Annotated in this window: 15 protein-coding genes; 7 read left to right on the top strand and 8 right to left on the bottom strand. The window is 68.2% G+C overall.

Features of this window, described 5'->3' with window-relative positions; translation table 11 throughout:
* Positions 1 to 55 precede the first annotated feature (55 nt).
* Positions 56 to 289: a DUF3567 family protein gene (locus OEL49_RS05405; protein WP_014237246.1), complete on the bottom strand. Its 234-nt coding sequence runs from the start codon at positions 287 to 289 to the stop codon at positions 56 to 58.
* Positions 290 to 474: 185 nt separating this feature from the next.
* On the opposite strand from OEL49_RS05405, the gene OEL49_RS05400 reads away from it, so the two are divergent.
* From OEL49_RS05400 to OEL49_RS05390, 3 genes are all read left to right on the top strand, one after another.
* Positions 475 to 1,047, top strand: coding sequence for a DNA-3-methyladenine glycosylase I (locus tag OEL49_RS05400; RefSeq protein WP_287874166.1), 573 nt, complete (start codon positions 475 to 477; stop codon positions 1,045 to 1,047).
* A gap of 70 nt (positions 1,048 to 1,117) precedes the next feature.
* Positions 1,118 to 1,666 carry a hypothetical protein gene (locus OEL49_RS05395; protein ID WP_287874165.1) on the top strand — a complete coding sequence of 183 codons (549 nt, stop codon included), beginning with the start codon at positions 1,118 to 1,120 and terminating at the stop codon, positions 1,664 to 1,666.
* 114 nt (positions 1,667 to 1,780) lie between these two features.
* A complete protein-coding gene (locus tag OEL49_RS05390) occupies positions 1,781 to 2,653 on the top strand; it encodes a D-hexose-6-phosphate mutarotase (RefSeq protein WP_287874164.1) in 873 nt (290 codons plus the stop codon).
* A gap of 201 nt (positions 2,654 to 2,854) precedes the next feature.
* On the opposite strand, the gene OEL49_RS05385 is transcribed toward OEL49_RS05390, so the two are convergent.
* On the bottom strand, positions 2,855 to 4,159 hold the full coding sequence (locus tag OEL49_RS05385) for an MFS transporter (RefSeq protein ID WP_287874163.1): 1,305 nt from the start codon (positions 4,157 to 4,159) through the stop codon (positions 2,855 to 2,857).
* A gap of 279 nt (positions 4,160 to 4,438) precedes the next feature.
* Between OEL49_RS05385 and OEL49_RS05380 the strand changes: the two genes are divergently transcribed.
* Together OEL49_RS05380 and OEL49_RS05375 are read left to right on the top strand one after the other, a co-directional pair.
* Positions 4,439 to 5,224, top strand: a complete 786-nt coding sequence (locus OEL49_RS05380) for an AraC family transcriptional regulator (protein WP_287874162.1) — start codon at positions 4,439 to 4,441, stop codon at positions 5,222 to 5,224.
* Between the two features lie 125 nt (positions 5,225 to 5,349).
* Positions 5,350 to 5,598, top strand: a complete 249-nt coding sequence (locus tag OEL49_RS05375; protein ID WP_014237240.1) for a hypothetical protein — start codon at positions 5,350 to 5,352, stop codon at positions 5,596 to 5,598.
* Positions 5,599 to 5,676: 78 nt separating this feature from the next.
* Here OEL49_RS05375 and OEL49_RS05370 read toward each other — a convergent pair whose 3' ends face one another.
* The 4 genes from OEL49_RS05370 to OEL49_RS05355 form a co-directional block, all read right to left on the bottom strand.
* Positions 5,677 to 6,234 carry a flavin reductase family protein gene (locus OEL49_RS05370; RefSeq protein WP_287874161.1) on the bottom strand — a complete coding sequence of 186 codons (558 nt, stop codon included), beginning with the start codon at positions 6,232 to 6,234 and terminating at the stop codon, positions 5,677 to 5,679.
* Positions 6,235 to 6,268: 34 nt separating this feature from the next.
* The gene (locus OEL49_RS05365) at positions 6,269 to 7,075 is read right to left on the bottom strand and encodes a DUF1684 domain-containing protein (protein ID WP_287874160.1); all 807 of its coding nucleotides are present in this window, start codon (positions 7,073 to 7,075) and stop codon (positions 6,269 to 6,271) included.
* Positions 7,076 to 7,142: 67 nt separating this feature from the next.
* A complete protein-coding gene (locus OEL49_RS05360) occupies positions 7,143 to 7,781 on the bottom strand; it encodes a methyltransferase domain-containing protein (RefSeq protein ID WP_014237237.1) in 639 nt (212 codons plus the stop codon).
* An 89-nt stretch (positions 7,782 to 7,870) separates the two neighbouring features.
* Positions 7,871 to 8,911 carry a patatin-like phospholipase family protein gene (locus OEL49_RS05355; RefSeq protein WP_287874159.1) on the bottom strand — a complete coding sequence of 347 codons (1,041 nt, stop codon included), beginning with the start codon at positions 8,909 to 8,911 and terminating at the stop codon, positions 7,871 to 7,873.
* Positions 8,912 to 9,058: 147 nt separating this feature from the next.
* On the opposite strand from OEL49_RS05355, the gene gpmI reads away from it, so the two are divergent.
* Positions 9,059 to 10,699, top strand: a complete 1,641-nt coding sequence (gene gpmI, locus OEL49_RS05350; protein WP_287874158.1) for a 2,3-bisphosphoglycerate-independent phosphoglycerate mutase — start codon at positions 9,059 to 9,061, stop codon at positions 10,697 to 10,699.
* A 113-nt stretch (positions 10,700 to 10,812) separates the two neighbouring features.
* Positions 10,813 to 11,667, top strand: coding sequence for an HDOD domain-containing protein (locus tag OEL49_RS05345; RefSeq protein ID WP_287874157.1), 855 nt, complete (start codon positions 10,813 to 10,815; stop codon positions 11,665 to 11,667).
* Positions 11,668 to 11,878: 211 nt separating this feature from the next.
* Here the strand turns inward: OEL49_RS05345 and OEL49_RS05340 are convergent, their stop codons facing one another.
* Both OEL49_RS05340 and OEL49_RS05335 read right to left on the bottom strand, forming a co-directional pair.
* Entirely contained in the window at positions 11,879 to 12,304 is a 426-nt protein-coding gene (locus OEL49_RS05340; protein WP_205230230.1) for an organic hydroperoxide resistance protein, read from the bottom strand.
* 171 nt (positions 12,305 to 12,475) lie between these two features.
* Positions 12,476 to 12,952 carry a MarR family winged helix-turn-helix transcriptional regulator gene (locus OEL49_RS05335; RefSeq protein WP_014237232.1) on the bottom strand — a complete coding sequence of 159 codons (477 nt, stop codon included), beginning with the start codon at positions 12,950 to 12,952 and terminating at the stop codon, positions 12,476 to 12,478.
* Between the last annotated feature and the right edge of the window lie 9 nt (positions 12,953 to 12,961).

Below are 12,961 nucleotides of genomic sequence, written 5' to 3'. Positions count from 1 at the left end.
AAAAAAAAACGGCGGACCCGCGGGTCCGCCGTTTTTCATTCAGGACTGTTCCGGTCTACTGGAACACGATGGGCTGGGCGGCACCGGCGCAATAGTCGGCGAGAAAGTCGTCCACGGTTTCCGTGTCCGTCCCTTCGCCCACCACTTCCCGGATGGCCCGGTGGAACTGCTCCGCCCGCACGCCCTGAATGAACAGGGAGCGGTTCCCGGTCTTGTCTACCAACTCGAAACCGTACTGGGCCGGGTAGGCCAGAACCGAATACTCGTCGCTGCTGTAGAACGTGTCCATGATCGGGTCCTCTCGTGTTAAAACGAAGGGCGGCCATTCATCCTTTCCGCGTCTTCATCTCCCACATGGGAGTGCCACCCGCCGTTTTCAAGAGTATGAACCTTCCCGGGGCGAAAAAGTGCCCCGCCCCGGTGTTTTCCCCAGGTCGGGGCGTTACACTGCCGGCTCATTCCGAGGAGCCGACCATGCCCTGCCGCTGCGCCTGGGTCAGCGATGACCCGCTCTACCAGCATTACCACGACACCGAGTGGGGCGTGCCCCTGCGGGACCCCGCCCGGCTCTTCGAATTCCTCCTGCTGGAAGGGGCCCAGGCCGGTCTCTCCTGGATCACCGTCCTGAAAAAGCGGGAAACCTACCGCCTCGCCTTCGACCAGTTCGATCCCCACCGCATGGCGACCTACGACGAGGCCAAGGTGGCCAGCCTGCTGGCGGACCCGGGCATCGTGCGCAACCGGCTCAAGGTGGCCGCCTTCATCCAGAACGCCCGGGCCTGGCTGCAGCTGTGCGAGGAAGAAGGCGATGCCGCCGCCTACCTGTGGCAGTTCGTCGGTGGCGCGCCGCGGCAGAACCGCTGGGCCAGCATCGCCGAGGCGCCGACCCGCACCGCCGAATCGGACGCCATGAGCAAGGCCCTGGCCAAGCGCGGTTTCAAGTTCGTCGGCTCCACCATCTGCTACGCCTTCATGCAGGCCACGGGCATGGTGAACGACCACACTACCGACTGTTTCCGCCACGCCGAAGTAGCGGCCACGACCTAGGCCCGGCGGTCACGCCGCTGTCATGTGGGGGTGCTAAAAAAGGAAGCCCCCCACCCAGGAGACAGCCGCCATGTACGACCTGCAACCCGCCACCGCCGCCCTGCACCAGGGTTCCCTCAACGCCTTTTCCAGCATCGCCGGCCTGCTGCTCGATTCCGGCCACCGCTCCCTGGACATCTGCAGCGCCGCCCGCCAGGACCTGCTCGAATCCCTGCAGGCGGACGATGGCGCCCTGCCCCGCCTGGACGCCGGCAAGACCGGCGACACCCTGCACCGCCACTCCCTGGCCCTGACCCAGGAAGGCCTGGGCGCCCTGATGGCCCTGCAGGAAGAGGCCATCCGCTTCTTCGAAGGCCACAGCCACGGCCTCAGCGCCTTCGTCGCCCACAGCATCGAAAAGGCCGGCAAGGGCCTGCCGGCGGAAATCCTGCCGGCGGTGAACCTGTTCCAGCAGAGCGTCACCCAGCTGGACCACACCCTGGGTCACCTGGCCGCCAATGCCTCCCACACCGCCGCCCAGGCGGCCACCCAGATCGAGGCCGGCCTGGCCGAGGAAAGTGCCGCGAACGAAGACAACGGCAGCAAGCCCCGCAGCGCCGCCCGCCGCAAGGGCGCCTGAAACACCGCACCGGGCGCCGCCAGCAGCCGCGCCCGGTGTCCCGCTACAGGCCGCCGGGCGGAGCCGCCGCCGCCCGGCTACAATAGCGCCCCGCCCTTTCTCCCAGCGCTCCCCATGTCGGCATCCCAGAAACTCGGCAACACCACCTTCCACGGCCTCGACGCCGTCCGCCTCACCCTGCCCGACGGCAGCACCGCCGTCATCAGCGCCTTCGGCGCCCAGGCCCTGTCCTGGGTCCCCGCCGGCGGCGGCGAGCGCCTCTATCTCAGCCCCCAGGCCGACTTCGGCGGCAGCGTCCCCATCCGTGGCGGCGTGCCGGTCATCTTTCCCCAATTCGCCGAGCGCGGCCCCCTGCCCAAGCACGGTTTCGCCCGCACCGCCACCTGGACCCTGGAAGAGTGGCGCGAACAGCCGGAAGCGGAAGAAGGCGGCTTCGCCTGCGCCGTCTACAGCCTCACGGCCGACGACGCCAGCCGGGCCCTGTGGCCCCACGACTTCCGCGCCGAGCTGACCGTGGCCTTGACCCGCGACCGCCTGGACATCGAACTGGAAGTGGAGAATCCGGGCAGCGAACCCCTGGAATTCACCGGCGGCCTGCACACCTATCTGCGCGTCAAGGAAGTGGAGAACGTCACCCTCACCGGCCTCCACGGCAGCCGCCGCCAGCTTCCCGGCAGCCAGGAGACCAAGGTCGAGACCGGCCCGGAACTGATGGTGGATGACGAGGTGGATCAGGTCTATCTGGACGTGCCCCGCCCCCTGCTGCTGAAGGACGGACGCCAGGCCCTGGCCATCGCCAGCGAGGGCTTTCCCGACGTGGTGGTGTGGAACCCCTGGGAACACCGCTGCGCCAGTCTCAAGGACATGCCGGCCAACGGTTTCCGCCACATGCTGTGCGTCGAGGCCGTGGCCGTGGGCAAGCCGGTGGTGGTGGCCCCCGGCGCCTCCTGGTGGGGCCGCCAGACCCTGGTGACCCTGGACGCCTGATCCCGAAAAACAGGCAGGGCGGAGAGGCAATATCCACGCTCATCTCCGCCTGCACTACCCCGAAATAGCCGTCCCTCTTGCCTTTCCGGCCAGGTCCCTGAACCGGGCCTGGCCAGTCACCCGGCAGCCCGCCACCTCCCGCCACCTCCCGCCACCTCCCGCTGGTCTCTGTGCTCTCTGTGGCCCGGATTTTCGGCCTTTTCAAACCTGGCGCCGCCCCACCCCCAGGGCCGTCAGCACGGCGATGGACTGAAGGATAGCCACCCCCACCAGCACGCTGGCGAAATGGCCCGCATCGAGCATGGGCCCGAACAGCAGGGGCGACAGGGCCAGCCCCGTATCCAGCCCCGAATAGACGAAACCGTAGACCCGGCCGAAAGCCTGCTGGCCGAAACGGGCCGCCGCCGCCCGGCGCACCAGCAGGTCCCGGGAAGGGCCGGCCAGGCCGTTGCAGAAGCCGATGCAGGCCATCAGCAGCGGCACCAGGGCACCAGGCACGACGCCGCTGGCCAGCAGCAGGGCCAGCAGGGCCGCCGTGGACAGGATCAGGGCGATGCGCCGGTCGTGGGCCATGGCCTTGCCGGCGAGAAAGCCGCCCAGGGCCATGCCGCCGGCTCCGCCCAGGAGGAAGGCGGTGATGGCGCTGGCCGCCAGGCCCACGGAAAGACCATAAACCTGCTGCAGCACCGGCGAGCCGAAATTCTGGAAGGCGCCGAAGGCGGTGGTGGTGAACAGGAAGAAGCCAAAACACAGCCACACCGGGCCGCAGCCAAGGAAGGCGAAGGGGGAGCCGGGAGCCCCGTCGTGCCGGCTTGCACCATGGGGCGGATCGGCCAGCAGATGGCGGAAGCAGACCAGCAGGCCGAGGGCCAGCAGGGCCACCGCGCCGGCGCCCAGGGCGGCGCCGCGCCAGCCGGCCAGGGCCGCGATGCCGGTGAGGAAGGTCGGCGCCGCCGCCCAGCCCAGGTTGCCGGAGAGGCCGTGGATGGAGAAGGCATGGCCCAGGCGGGCCGCGGAAACATGGCGGTTGAGCAGGGTGAAGTCCGCCGGATGGAACACCGCATTGCCCAGCCCCGCCAGGCCGGCAGCCAGAAACAGGCCGGCATAGCTGTGGGCCAGGGCCAAAGCCACGCCGGCGGCCGCCAGGCAGGAGACGCCGAAGAACAGCACCCGCCGCGCCCCCAGCCGGTCCACGGCGAAGCCGGCCAGGGCCTGGCCGATGCCGGAAACGACGAAAAAGAGGGTCATGGTAGCCCCCACCTGGGTGAAGCTGAGGCCGAACTCCTGCATCAGCCAGGGAAAGAGGGGCGCCAGCAGGAGATGGAAGAAATGGGAGACGCCGTGGGCAAAACCCACCACGCTGATGGTGGCGTATTCGCGCCGGCGCTGCAGCCCGGCGGCCTCGCCTGCTTCAGCACCGGCAGAGGCGGCAGTCGTATCGGTCACGGCGGCAGCGAGCGCCACAGGTTTGGGGGATGCCACGGCGGCATTGCTATCGGTACCCATGGGCCCGGCTCCTGATGATGGAAAACAGACTGGCATCCTAACCCTCCCGGCCCATGGCAGAAACACGGCAGACGGACAATAATTGTCGCAATCCTGCCAGCCGTACCGTACCGCTGACCGTACCGCTGACCGTACCGCTGACCGTACCGCTGACCGTACCGCTGACCGTACCGCTGACCGTACCGCTGACCGTACCGCTGACCGTACCGCTGACCGTACCGCCCCGGGCCAGCGCTGGCCCGGTCCCCAGCGCCAACCCGCTCCCTCCGGAAGACGCCCATGCCTGCCGCCCAGCCGCACCTGCCCTACGATCCCTGGCCCCGCCGGCCCCCCAGCGCCGCCGAGCCGGTCACGGTGAACCTGCGCAAGGCGCCGGCCGACGTGGAAATCCCCTGGCACAGCCACGACTGGGCCCAGCTGGCCTACCCCATCGCCGGCACCATCCGCCTGGCCACCGCCGACATGGCCTGGATCGTGCCGCCCCTGCGGGCCATCTGGATTCCGCCCCAGGTGGCCCACACCGTGGTCATGCTGGGCCAGGTGGAACTGCGCACCCTCTACGTGGATGCGGCGGCGGCCCCCTTGCCCCTGGATTCCTGCCGGGTGGTGGAAATCTCCGACGTCATGCGGGCCCTGAGCGAGGCCCTGGCCGCCAGCCCTGCCCCCGCCGACCCCCGGCGCGGCCTGATGACGGCCCTGCTGGTGGAGGAGATGCGCCAGGCCAAGCCCCTCTCCCTGGGCCTGCCCCTGCCCCGGGACCGGCGCCTGATGGCTCTCTGCCAGGCCCTGCTCGACCAGCCCGCGGCGGACCTCAGCCTGGAGGCCTGGGCCGCCCGGGTCGGCGCCAGCAGCCGCACCCTGGCCCGCCTCTTCCAGAAGGAGCTGGCCATGCCCTTCGGCGCCTGGCGCCAGCAGCTGCGCCTGTCCCGGGCCGCCGCCCTGGTGGCCCAGGGCCGCAGCCTGGGGGCGGTGGCGGCGGAACTGGGCTACGCCAGCCCCAGCGCCTTCTCCGCCATGTTCAAGCGGGCTTTCGGCCAGTCGCCGCGGCAGTTTTTCCGCCAGTAGCTGCGGCTCCTGTTACACACTGTATCAACCTGGATCAAATGCCTGGCCTAAACTTGTTGCATTGCAACATTCAACAGGCGCAGAATCGACCTCATCCCGAAGCCGTATCGCCTGAGGAGCCAGCCATGAACGCCATTGAACGCCAACAACTGACCTCCCTCCTGCAGCGACTGAGTCATGTGCAGTCGCAGCAAACCGAGGTGGAAATCGAATCCGTCATCCGCGAGGCCTGCGCCGGCCAGCCCGAGGTGGCCCGCCTCCTGGCCCAACAGGTCCTGGGCCTGGGCAACACCGCCCACGCCCCCTGCTTCCACTGCGCCCCGCCCGAAGGCAGCTACGCCTTCGAAGCCGCCGGCATCCCCCACCAGCACTGAGCTGGAGCCGCCCCCAGCGGCGGCTCTTCGCCCCGTCGCTTCCCTTCTCCCGGCGCCGCCCAGGGGCTGCGCCGGGCCTTAGGCCGGCACCTCCAGGCTGTCGCCGGTGAGGAAGAACTGCCCGCCCGCCACGTAATGCAGGGTGCGCAGTTCCTCCGCCGCGAACAGCCAGCGGCCGTCCCGGAAGGCCCGGTCGTCGGCCCAGGCCGCCACCACCTCGGCCAGGAACAAGTCGTAGGCCTGCTGGTTGTGAGCTTCCGGCAGTACCTGGCATTCCAGCCAGGCGGCACAGCCCTCCACCAGGGGCGCCCCCACCTTTTCCGCCGGCGCCGTGGCCAGCCCCAGGCGCGCAAACTTGTCCCCGTCGCGGCCGCTGCAAGAACCCACGGCCACCACCGCCCCGGCCAGAGCCTTGCCGGGAATGCCCAGCACGAATTCACCGGAGCCTTCCACCAGGCCCCGGGTATGGGCGCCCTTGTCGATCACCACCGCCACCTTGGGCGGCGAAAAATCCAGGGGCATGGCCCAGGAGGCTGCCATGACGTTGCGATACCCCTGGTGGGCGCTGCTGACCAGGGTCACGGGGCCGTGGTTGAGCAGCTTGTAGGCCTGGGACAGGGGAACGGCGACACGCATCTTTTTCTCTCCAAGCAGGATGGGCACGGGAGCCTCAGTGGCCGCCCCGGTATTTCAGTTCGCCGGCCTCGACGGCAAAGCCCAGCCAGTTCTCCGGCGGCGGCAGGGGGCAGGTGGCGAAGGGGGTAAAGGCGCAGGGCGGGTTGTAGGCCCGGTTGAAGTCCAGCAGCACCTTGCCGTCCTGAGGCGGCGGGCAGCGCAGGAAACGGCCGGCGCCGTAGGTCAGGCGGCCGCTGCCGGCATCGCGGAAAACGAAGAAGACGCCCTCCTCCCCCGTTTCCATGGGCAGCAGGGCCACCGTCTGCCCGGCGTGGTCGAACACCGCCCGGTGCCGCACCGTCACCGCCTTCAGTTCGCCGGTCACCGTCGGCACTTCCATGGTCACGGGCTCGGCCAGGGTTTCCCAGGCGGCCTCGATGGACCAGGCCGGCGCATAGGGCAGGCACTCCAGCCCGGCGAAGGGCCGCTTCGCCTGCCACTCCAGATCCGGCAGGCGCACCGCCAGACGGCCTTCCCGCTCGATGATGAAAAACTGGTAGGCGCCGCTGCGCACCGGCGTCGGCTCCCCCTGGGCGTCGGTCTGCAGGGCCTGGACCCCGCCGCCGGCGGGCTCCCAGGTGATGCTGGTGCCCTGCCAGCGCAACAAGCCCAGGCGCTCCGGACCGTCGGGCAGGCGCACCAGGCAGTCGGCGCCGGCACCCACGGCGTTGTCGCCGGGTTCCAGCCAGATGAGGCCGATCAGGCCGGGCCAGCCTTGCGGCGCATCCAGTTCGGCCAGGCGGCGCTGGCACCAGCGCTGGTGGCGGGCCGCCGGGGAAGCATCGGTGCGATCAGCTGTCATGGGGCAGGCTCCTCAAAGAAAAACGGCCCGATGCCGGCAAGCATCGGGCCCTTGGGCACAAGGTGGGTCAATCCTTCCGGCACACCGCGTAGCAGGCCATGATGCCCTGGGGAGCGCCGTAGTTCTGGGGATTGGTATCGCCGATACCTTCCTTGGCGGAGAGGTTGATATGGAAATCCCCCTCCACCCAGGTGAAGCCACTGGATTCATGAATGCGGCGCAGGGCGGCGGGCGAATAGCGGAAGTTGTCTTCCGGACTGGGATGGTAGGGAAAGAGGAAGGGCGCCGAATTGATCAGGTAGCCGCCCTTCTTGACGATCTTGTAGAGGGCGTCGGAAACCTTGTAGGGATTCTCCACATGCTCGAACACCGACACCATGATCACGGTGTTGAAGGTGTCCGCATATTTTTCCGGCAGTTGCTCGATGTAGGGGTCCCCGTACTCCGGGTTGGCGATGACATAGGCCGGATCGATGAAGGTCCAGGGACGCTCGATCCGCACATAGCGGTCGTTCTGCACCGGGTGGGGCACCTTGATGGACCACTTGTGGCCGTCCAGGTCCAGATCCAGGGCCAGGGCCTTGGCCATGGAGATATCGTAGTCGGCGATGCTGGGAGCGATCAGCCCCCCGGCATCCAGCAATGGGCCTTGCAGGCCGTAGCGTGCGTGAAGGGTGCGGATCAGGTCGATATCTTTTTTGAACATGGCGTCTCGCGGAAAGGATGGGGACATGAACGGCTGACGGCCCCTATTCTAGCCTTGCCGCCCCGGCACCGGCATAGGCATAGGCAAGCCTAGAGGCGGAAGCGCCGGGCCAAATCGAAGGAGTTGCGTACCCCGATGTCGCCGCTGTGGGCCCGGAGCCAGTCTTCGGCGGCGGCGTAGCCCAGGTCGTGGAGCTTTAGCAGGAAGGGCCAGTCGGCCGCCACCTTGGTTTCGGAGCCGAACTGGTGCAGCAGGTCGGCCGCCTCGATGAGATGGAAATGGGTCTGCAGGATGCGTTTTTCCAGCCCCCCCGCCTCCAGGCCCAGGCGCTCGGAGAAGTCGATGACGTTGGCGAAGAGCAGCATTTCCCGCAGCACGCTGGTATTGAAGGCCAGCTCCATGGCCCGGGCGCGGATTTCCTCCACCGTGGTCGGCACCTCGCCGTAGGTGGGCGGCGCCAGCAGCACCAGCAGGATTTCCGGGCTGTCGCATTCGTAGAACAGGGGGAACACCGCCGGGTTGGCAGAATAGCCGCCGTCCCAGTAGGGCTCGCCGTCGATCTCCACGGCGTGGTGGATCATGGGCAGGCAGGCCGAGGCCAGGGCTGCATCCACGCTCAGTTCGGCGTTGCGGAACAGGCGCAGCTTGCCGGTGTTGGCGTTGGTGGCGGCGAGGAACAGGCGCACCGGGCTGTGCCGGCGCAGGCCCTCGAAATCCACCCGCTCCTTGAGCAGCTGGCGCAGGGGATTGAAGTTGAGGGGATTCAACTGGTAGGGCGAAAGGTACTGGGTCCAGTTGAGCATCATGCGGGTGGCCGGCATCAGGGCCAGGCCCTCGCCGCCCTGCACCGGCATGGAGAGATCCAGGGGCACGCTGTCGGCGATGGCCTGCCAGAACTCTTCCAGGGCCAGGCGGGCCCACTGGGGGCCGCCCTTCATCAGGCCGTCGGCCAGCACCAGGGCGTTCATGGCACCAGCGCTGGTGCCGCTGATGCCGTCGAAGCCGTAGCGCCCGTCCGCCAGCAGGCAGTCGAGCACGCCCCAACTGTAGGCGCCGTGGGCGCCGCCGCCCTGGAGCGCCAGATTGAGGGCCAAACCCGTGCTGCCTGCTGCCGTCTGCTGAACTGCCATGTCTGCTCCTCGGATTGACTGATGGGTTCCCGGCTAGGATACTTCGCCCGGCGCCGCGGCGGCGCATCTTGCCGCTTTTTGACGGGCGCCCTCGGCGGGGCCGCAGCCTTGCCGACCTTTCCCGAATCGCTCTGCCAGGATTTCCCCATGCTGCAAAAGCTCTCCTCCTTCCCCGGCGTGCCCGGTCCCGTGGTCATCATCGTCATGGACGGCTACGGCCTGCCCAAGACCGACGTCGGCAGCGCCATCGCCGCCGCCAGGAAGCCGACCCTGGACAAGCTCTTCGCCACTTGCCCGAACATCCGCCTGAAGGCCCACGGCACCGCCGTCGGCATGCCGTCGGACGACGACATGGGCAATTCCGAAGTGGGCCACAACGCCATCGGCGCCGGCCAGGTGTACGCCCAGGGCGCCGCCCTGGTGGCGGGCGCCATCGCCGACGGCAGCATCTGGCAGGGCCAGGCCTGGCAGGAGATCGTCGCCGGGGCCAAGGCCGGTCGTGGTGTGCTGCACTTCATCGGCCTCTTCTCCGACGGCAACGTGCACAGCCACATCGACCACCTCAAGGCCATGGTGGTCCAGGCCAAGGCCGAAGGCGTCAAGACGGTGCGCATCCACGCCCTGCTGGACGGCCGCGACGTGCCCGAGACCAGCGCCCTGGAATACGTGGAGCCCTTCGAGGCTTTCCTGGCGGAGATTTCCGATCCATCCTTCGATGCCCGCATCGCCTCCGGCGGCGGCCGCCAGGTCATCACCATGGACCGCTACGAGGCCAACTGGGCCCTGGTGGAAGCCGGCTGGAAGACCCACGTGCTGGGCCAGGGCGAGCAGTTCGCCAGCACCGCGGAAGCGGTCAAGGCCCTGCGCCAGCGCCATCCCGGCACCATCGACCAGGACCTGCCGCCTTTCGTCATCGGCGCCAATGGCCAACCCGTCGGCACCATCGAGGACGGCGACGCCGTGGTCTTCTACAACTTCCGCGGCGACCGGGCCATCGAAATCACCCGGGCCTTCGAGGAAGCGGATTTCGACAAGTTCGACCGCATCCGCATGCCCAAGGTCATCTACGCCGGCATGCTGCAGTACGACGGCGACCTGCAGCTGCCCAAGCGCTTTCTGGTGGCCCCGCCGGCCATCAAGGACACCATGGGCGAGTGGTTCGCCAAGAGCGGCGTGACCCAGTTCGCCTGCTCCGAAACCCAGAAATTCGGCCACGTCACCTACTTCTGGAACGGCAACCGCTCCGGCAAGTTCGAGGGCGAGACCTACCAGGAAGTGCCCAGCGACGTGGTGCCCTTCGAGCAGCGGCCCTGGATGAAATCCGCCGAGATCGCCGACGCAATGATCGCCGCCCTGAAGAGCGGCCAGTACAAGACCCTGCGCTGCAACTTCGCCAACGGCGACATGGTGGGCCACACCGGCAACTTCCGCGCCGCCACCCTCTCCGTCGAGGCGGTGGACCTGGCCCTGGAGCGCATCCTGCCGGTGATCGACGCCATGGGCGGGGTGGCCCTGATCACCGCCGACCACGGCAACGCCGACGAGATGTTCGAGCTGGACAAGAAGACCAAGCAGCCCCAGCTCAATGCGGACGGCTCCTTCAAGGCCAAGACCGCCCACACCCTCAACCCGGTGCCGCTGATCCTTTACGACAACGTCAGCGGCGGCAAGCTGGCCCTGAAGCAGACGGAAAGCGCCGGTCTCTCCAGCATCGCCGCCACCGTGGCCAACCTGCTGGGCTACGAAAAGCACGCCAAGTGGGACGAGAGCCTGCTGCAAATCCGCTGATCCCACGGCATCGGCGCAACAAGGAAACGGCGGCCCCAGGGCCGCCGTTTTGCATTGGCCCTTCTTGACGCAGCGGCTGGACGCCCCGTGGCACAGGGGTATGATGCTGGGCCATGAACAAGCTCGAAGTCTTCAACACCCTGGCGGCCGGGGTCGGCCACGGCGAACTCGCCTTTCCCACCAGCGCCCAGGTGGCCATCAAGGTGCGGCAGGCCCTGGACGATCCAGAGTGCCACATCGAAGCCGCCGCCCATCTGGTGCAGGCCGAGCCCCTGCTGGCGGCCCGGGTGGTGGCCATGGCCAACTCGGTCACCTACAACCGTGCCGGCAATCCCGTCACCGACGTGCGCACCGCCGTCGCCCGCCTGGGCTTTCGCACCGTGCGCGCCCTGGCCATGGCCCTCATCACCCGCCAGCTGTCCGGCAGCCCCAGCGATCCCGCCTTGCAGGCCATGGCCGCCCAACTGTGGCAACACACGGCCCATGTGGCCGCCCTGGCCCACGTCATCGCCCGCCGGGTGACCAAGGTGGATGGGGAAACGGCCATGTTCGCCGGCATCGTGCACGAGGTCGGCGGCTTCTACCTGCTGTCCCAGGCCAAGCGCCAGCCCGGCCTGCTGGACGGGGATTTCGACGCCTGGATGGAAGGCGGCGAAATGATCCTGGGCCGGGCCGTGCTGCAGGTGCTGGAAGTGCCGGCGCCGGTACTGGAAGCCATCGAAGCCTATTGGGACGGCTTCCTCGCCATCCCGCCCCACTCCCTCGGCGACACCCTGCTGCTGGCCGAGGAACTGTGCCCCGTGCCCTCGCCCCTGCACCGCTTCAACAGCCGCGGCGCAGCCCCGGGCGGTGCCGACATGGGCGCCGGCGCCAATCTGGACATGGTGCTGGGGGAGGAAACACTGAGCGGCATCCTGGCCGAAGCGGCGGAAGAAGTGGGCTCCCTCACCGGCGCCCTGCAGTTCTGACGACTTTCCAGCCGCCCGCAACATGGCGGCGGCACCCCATTCCCCCATCCCCTGGAAGCCGCATGCGGCGGACTTCCCAGCCATGCCATGCCGGAGATCGCCTATCCGCGAGCCTCTCCGGCCACCCCACCCAACTGTTCATGAAAAAGCCGCCGACGGCCAGGCCGCGGCGGCTGCTTTGCTGCGGCGGCAACGCCGCCCCGCGAGACCCTCAGACCAGGGTCAGGGTGACGTCGATATTGCCCCGGGTGGCGTTGGAATAGGGGCACACCTGATGGGCCTTGGCCACCAGTTCCTCGGCCGCCTGCCGCTCCAGGCCCGGCAGGGCGATGCGCAGTTCCACCTCGATGCCAAAACCGGCGGGGATGACGCCGATGCCCACCAGGCCCTCGATGCTGGCCTGGGCCGGGAAGGCGATCTTGTCCCGGGCGGCGACGAATTTCATGGCGCCCATGAAGCAGGCCGAATAGCCGGCGGCGAAAAGCTGCTCCGGATTGGTGCCGGCACCGCCGGCCCCGCCCAGTTCCTTGGGCGTGCTCAGGGACACCTCCAGATGGCCGTCGGCGCCGACAGCGCGGCCATCACGGCCGCCGGTGACTTGGGCCTGGGCCCGGTACAGCACTTTTTCGATCGACATGGTCTTTCTCCTAGAAAAGTGGGAACTGCCTGCGACGACTTCGGAACGGTCCGGGCGCATCGCCGCCCATGAAAATCATCAAATATCGCTATTTAATCGTGCGCTATATATTTACTGGAAGAAAAGGGCCGCGAGGCCCTCTTGTGCCGGCGCTTTACGCCTAGCCAACCTTCAACCATAGGCCTGCAGCCGCCGGCGCAGGTCGTCCAGTTCGCCCTTGAGCCGGCCCAGCTCGTCGGTGGAACAGGCGGCGGCGCAGAGCATGGCGGCAGGCACGGCCTCGGCCTGGCGGCGCAGATCCCGCCCCGCCTGGCTCAGGCTCACCACCACCTGGCGCTCGTCGCTGGCGGCCCGGCTGCGGCTGAGCAGGCCCGCCGTCTCCAGGCGCTTCAAGAGGGGCGTCAGGGTGGCCGAATCCAGGCCCAGGGGCTCGCCGATCTCGGACACGGTGAGGCCGTCCCGCTCCCACAGCACCAGCATCACCAGGTACTGGGGATAGGTCAGACCCAGGGGGCCCAGCACCTTGCGATAGACCTTCTGCATGGCCAGGGTGGTGGCATACAGGCTGAAGCAGAACTGGTTCTGCAGCAGCAGGGAGGCCGGGCTTGGCGGGGTGGCGTTGTTGGGCTTGTCATCCATGGCGCTCATATTAAATAG

It is taken from the genome of Azospira sp. (genome assembly GCF_030247495.1).
Classification (GTDB): domain Bacteria; phylum Pseudomonadota; class Gammaproteobacteria; order Burkholderiales; family Rhodocyclaceae; genus Azospira; species Azospira oryzae.
Note: the sequence above shows the minus strand (reverse complement) of the source record. Positions and strands in the feature narration are given on the sequence as shown.

Coding starts and splice junctions, on each gene's coding strand:
- OEL49_RS05405 (WP_014237246.1), bottom strand. CDS start 289: ATGGACACGTTCTACAGCAGCGACGAGTATTCGGTTCTGGCCTACCCG.
- OEL49_RS05400 (WP_287874166.1), top strand. CDS start 475: ATGCCCTGCCGCTGCGCCTGGGTCAGCGATGACCCGCTCTACCAGCAT.
- OEL49_RS05395 (WP_287874165.1), top strand. CDS start 1,118: ATGTACGACCTGCAACCCGCCACCGCCGCCCTGCACCAGGGTTCCCTC.
- OEL49_RS05390 (WP_287874164.1), top strand. CDS start 1,781: ATGTCGGCATCCCAGAAACTCGGCAACACCACCTTCCACGGCCTCGAC.
- OEL49_RS05385 (WP_287874163.1), bottom strand. CDS start 4,159: ATGGGTACCGATAGCAATGCCGCCGTGGCATCCCCCAAACCTGTGGCG.
- OEL49_RS05380 (WP_287874162.1), top strand. CDS start 4,439: ATGCCTGCCGCCCAGCCGCACCTGCCCTACGATCCCTGGCCCCGCCGG.
- OEL49_RS05375 (WP_014237240.1), top strand. CDS start 5,350: ATGAACGCCATTGAACGCCAACAACTGACCTCCCTCCTGCAGCGACTG.
- OEL49_RS05370 (WP_287874161.1), bottom strand. CDS start 6,234: ATGCGTGTCGCCGTTCCCCTGTCCCAGGCCTACAAGCTGCTCAACCAC.
- OEL49_RS05365 (WP_287874160.1), bottom strand. CDS start 7,075: ATGACAGCTGATCGCACCGATGCTTCCCCGGCGGCCCGCCACCAGCGC.
- OEL49_RS05360 (WP_014237237.1), bottom strand. CDS start 7,781: ATGTTCAAAAAAGATATCGACCTGATCCGCACCCTTCACGCACGCTAC.
- OEL49_RS05355 (WP_287874159.1), bottom strand. CDS start 8,911: ATGGCAGTTCAGCAGACGGCAGCAGGCAGCACGGGTTTGGCCCTCAAT.
- gpmI (WP_287874158.1), top strand. CDS start 9,059: ATGCTGCAAAAGCTCTCCTCCTTCCCCGGCGTGCCCGGTCCCGTGGTC.
- OEL49_RS05345 (WP_287874157.1), top strand. CDS start 10,813: ATGAACAAGCTCGAAGTCTTCAACACCCTGGCGGCCGGGGTCGGCCAC.
- OEL49_RS05340 (WP_205230230.1), bottom strand. CDS start 12,304: ATGTCGATCGAAAAAGTGCTGTACCGGGCCCAGGCCCAAGTCACCGGC.
- OEL49_RS05335 (WP_014237232.1), bottom strand. CDS start 12,952: ATGAGCGCCATGGATGACAAGCCCAACAACGCCACCCCGCCAAGCCCG.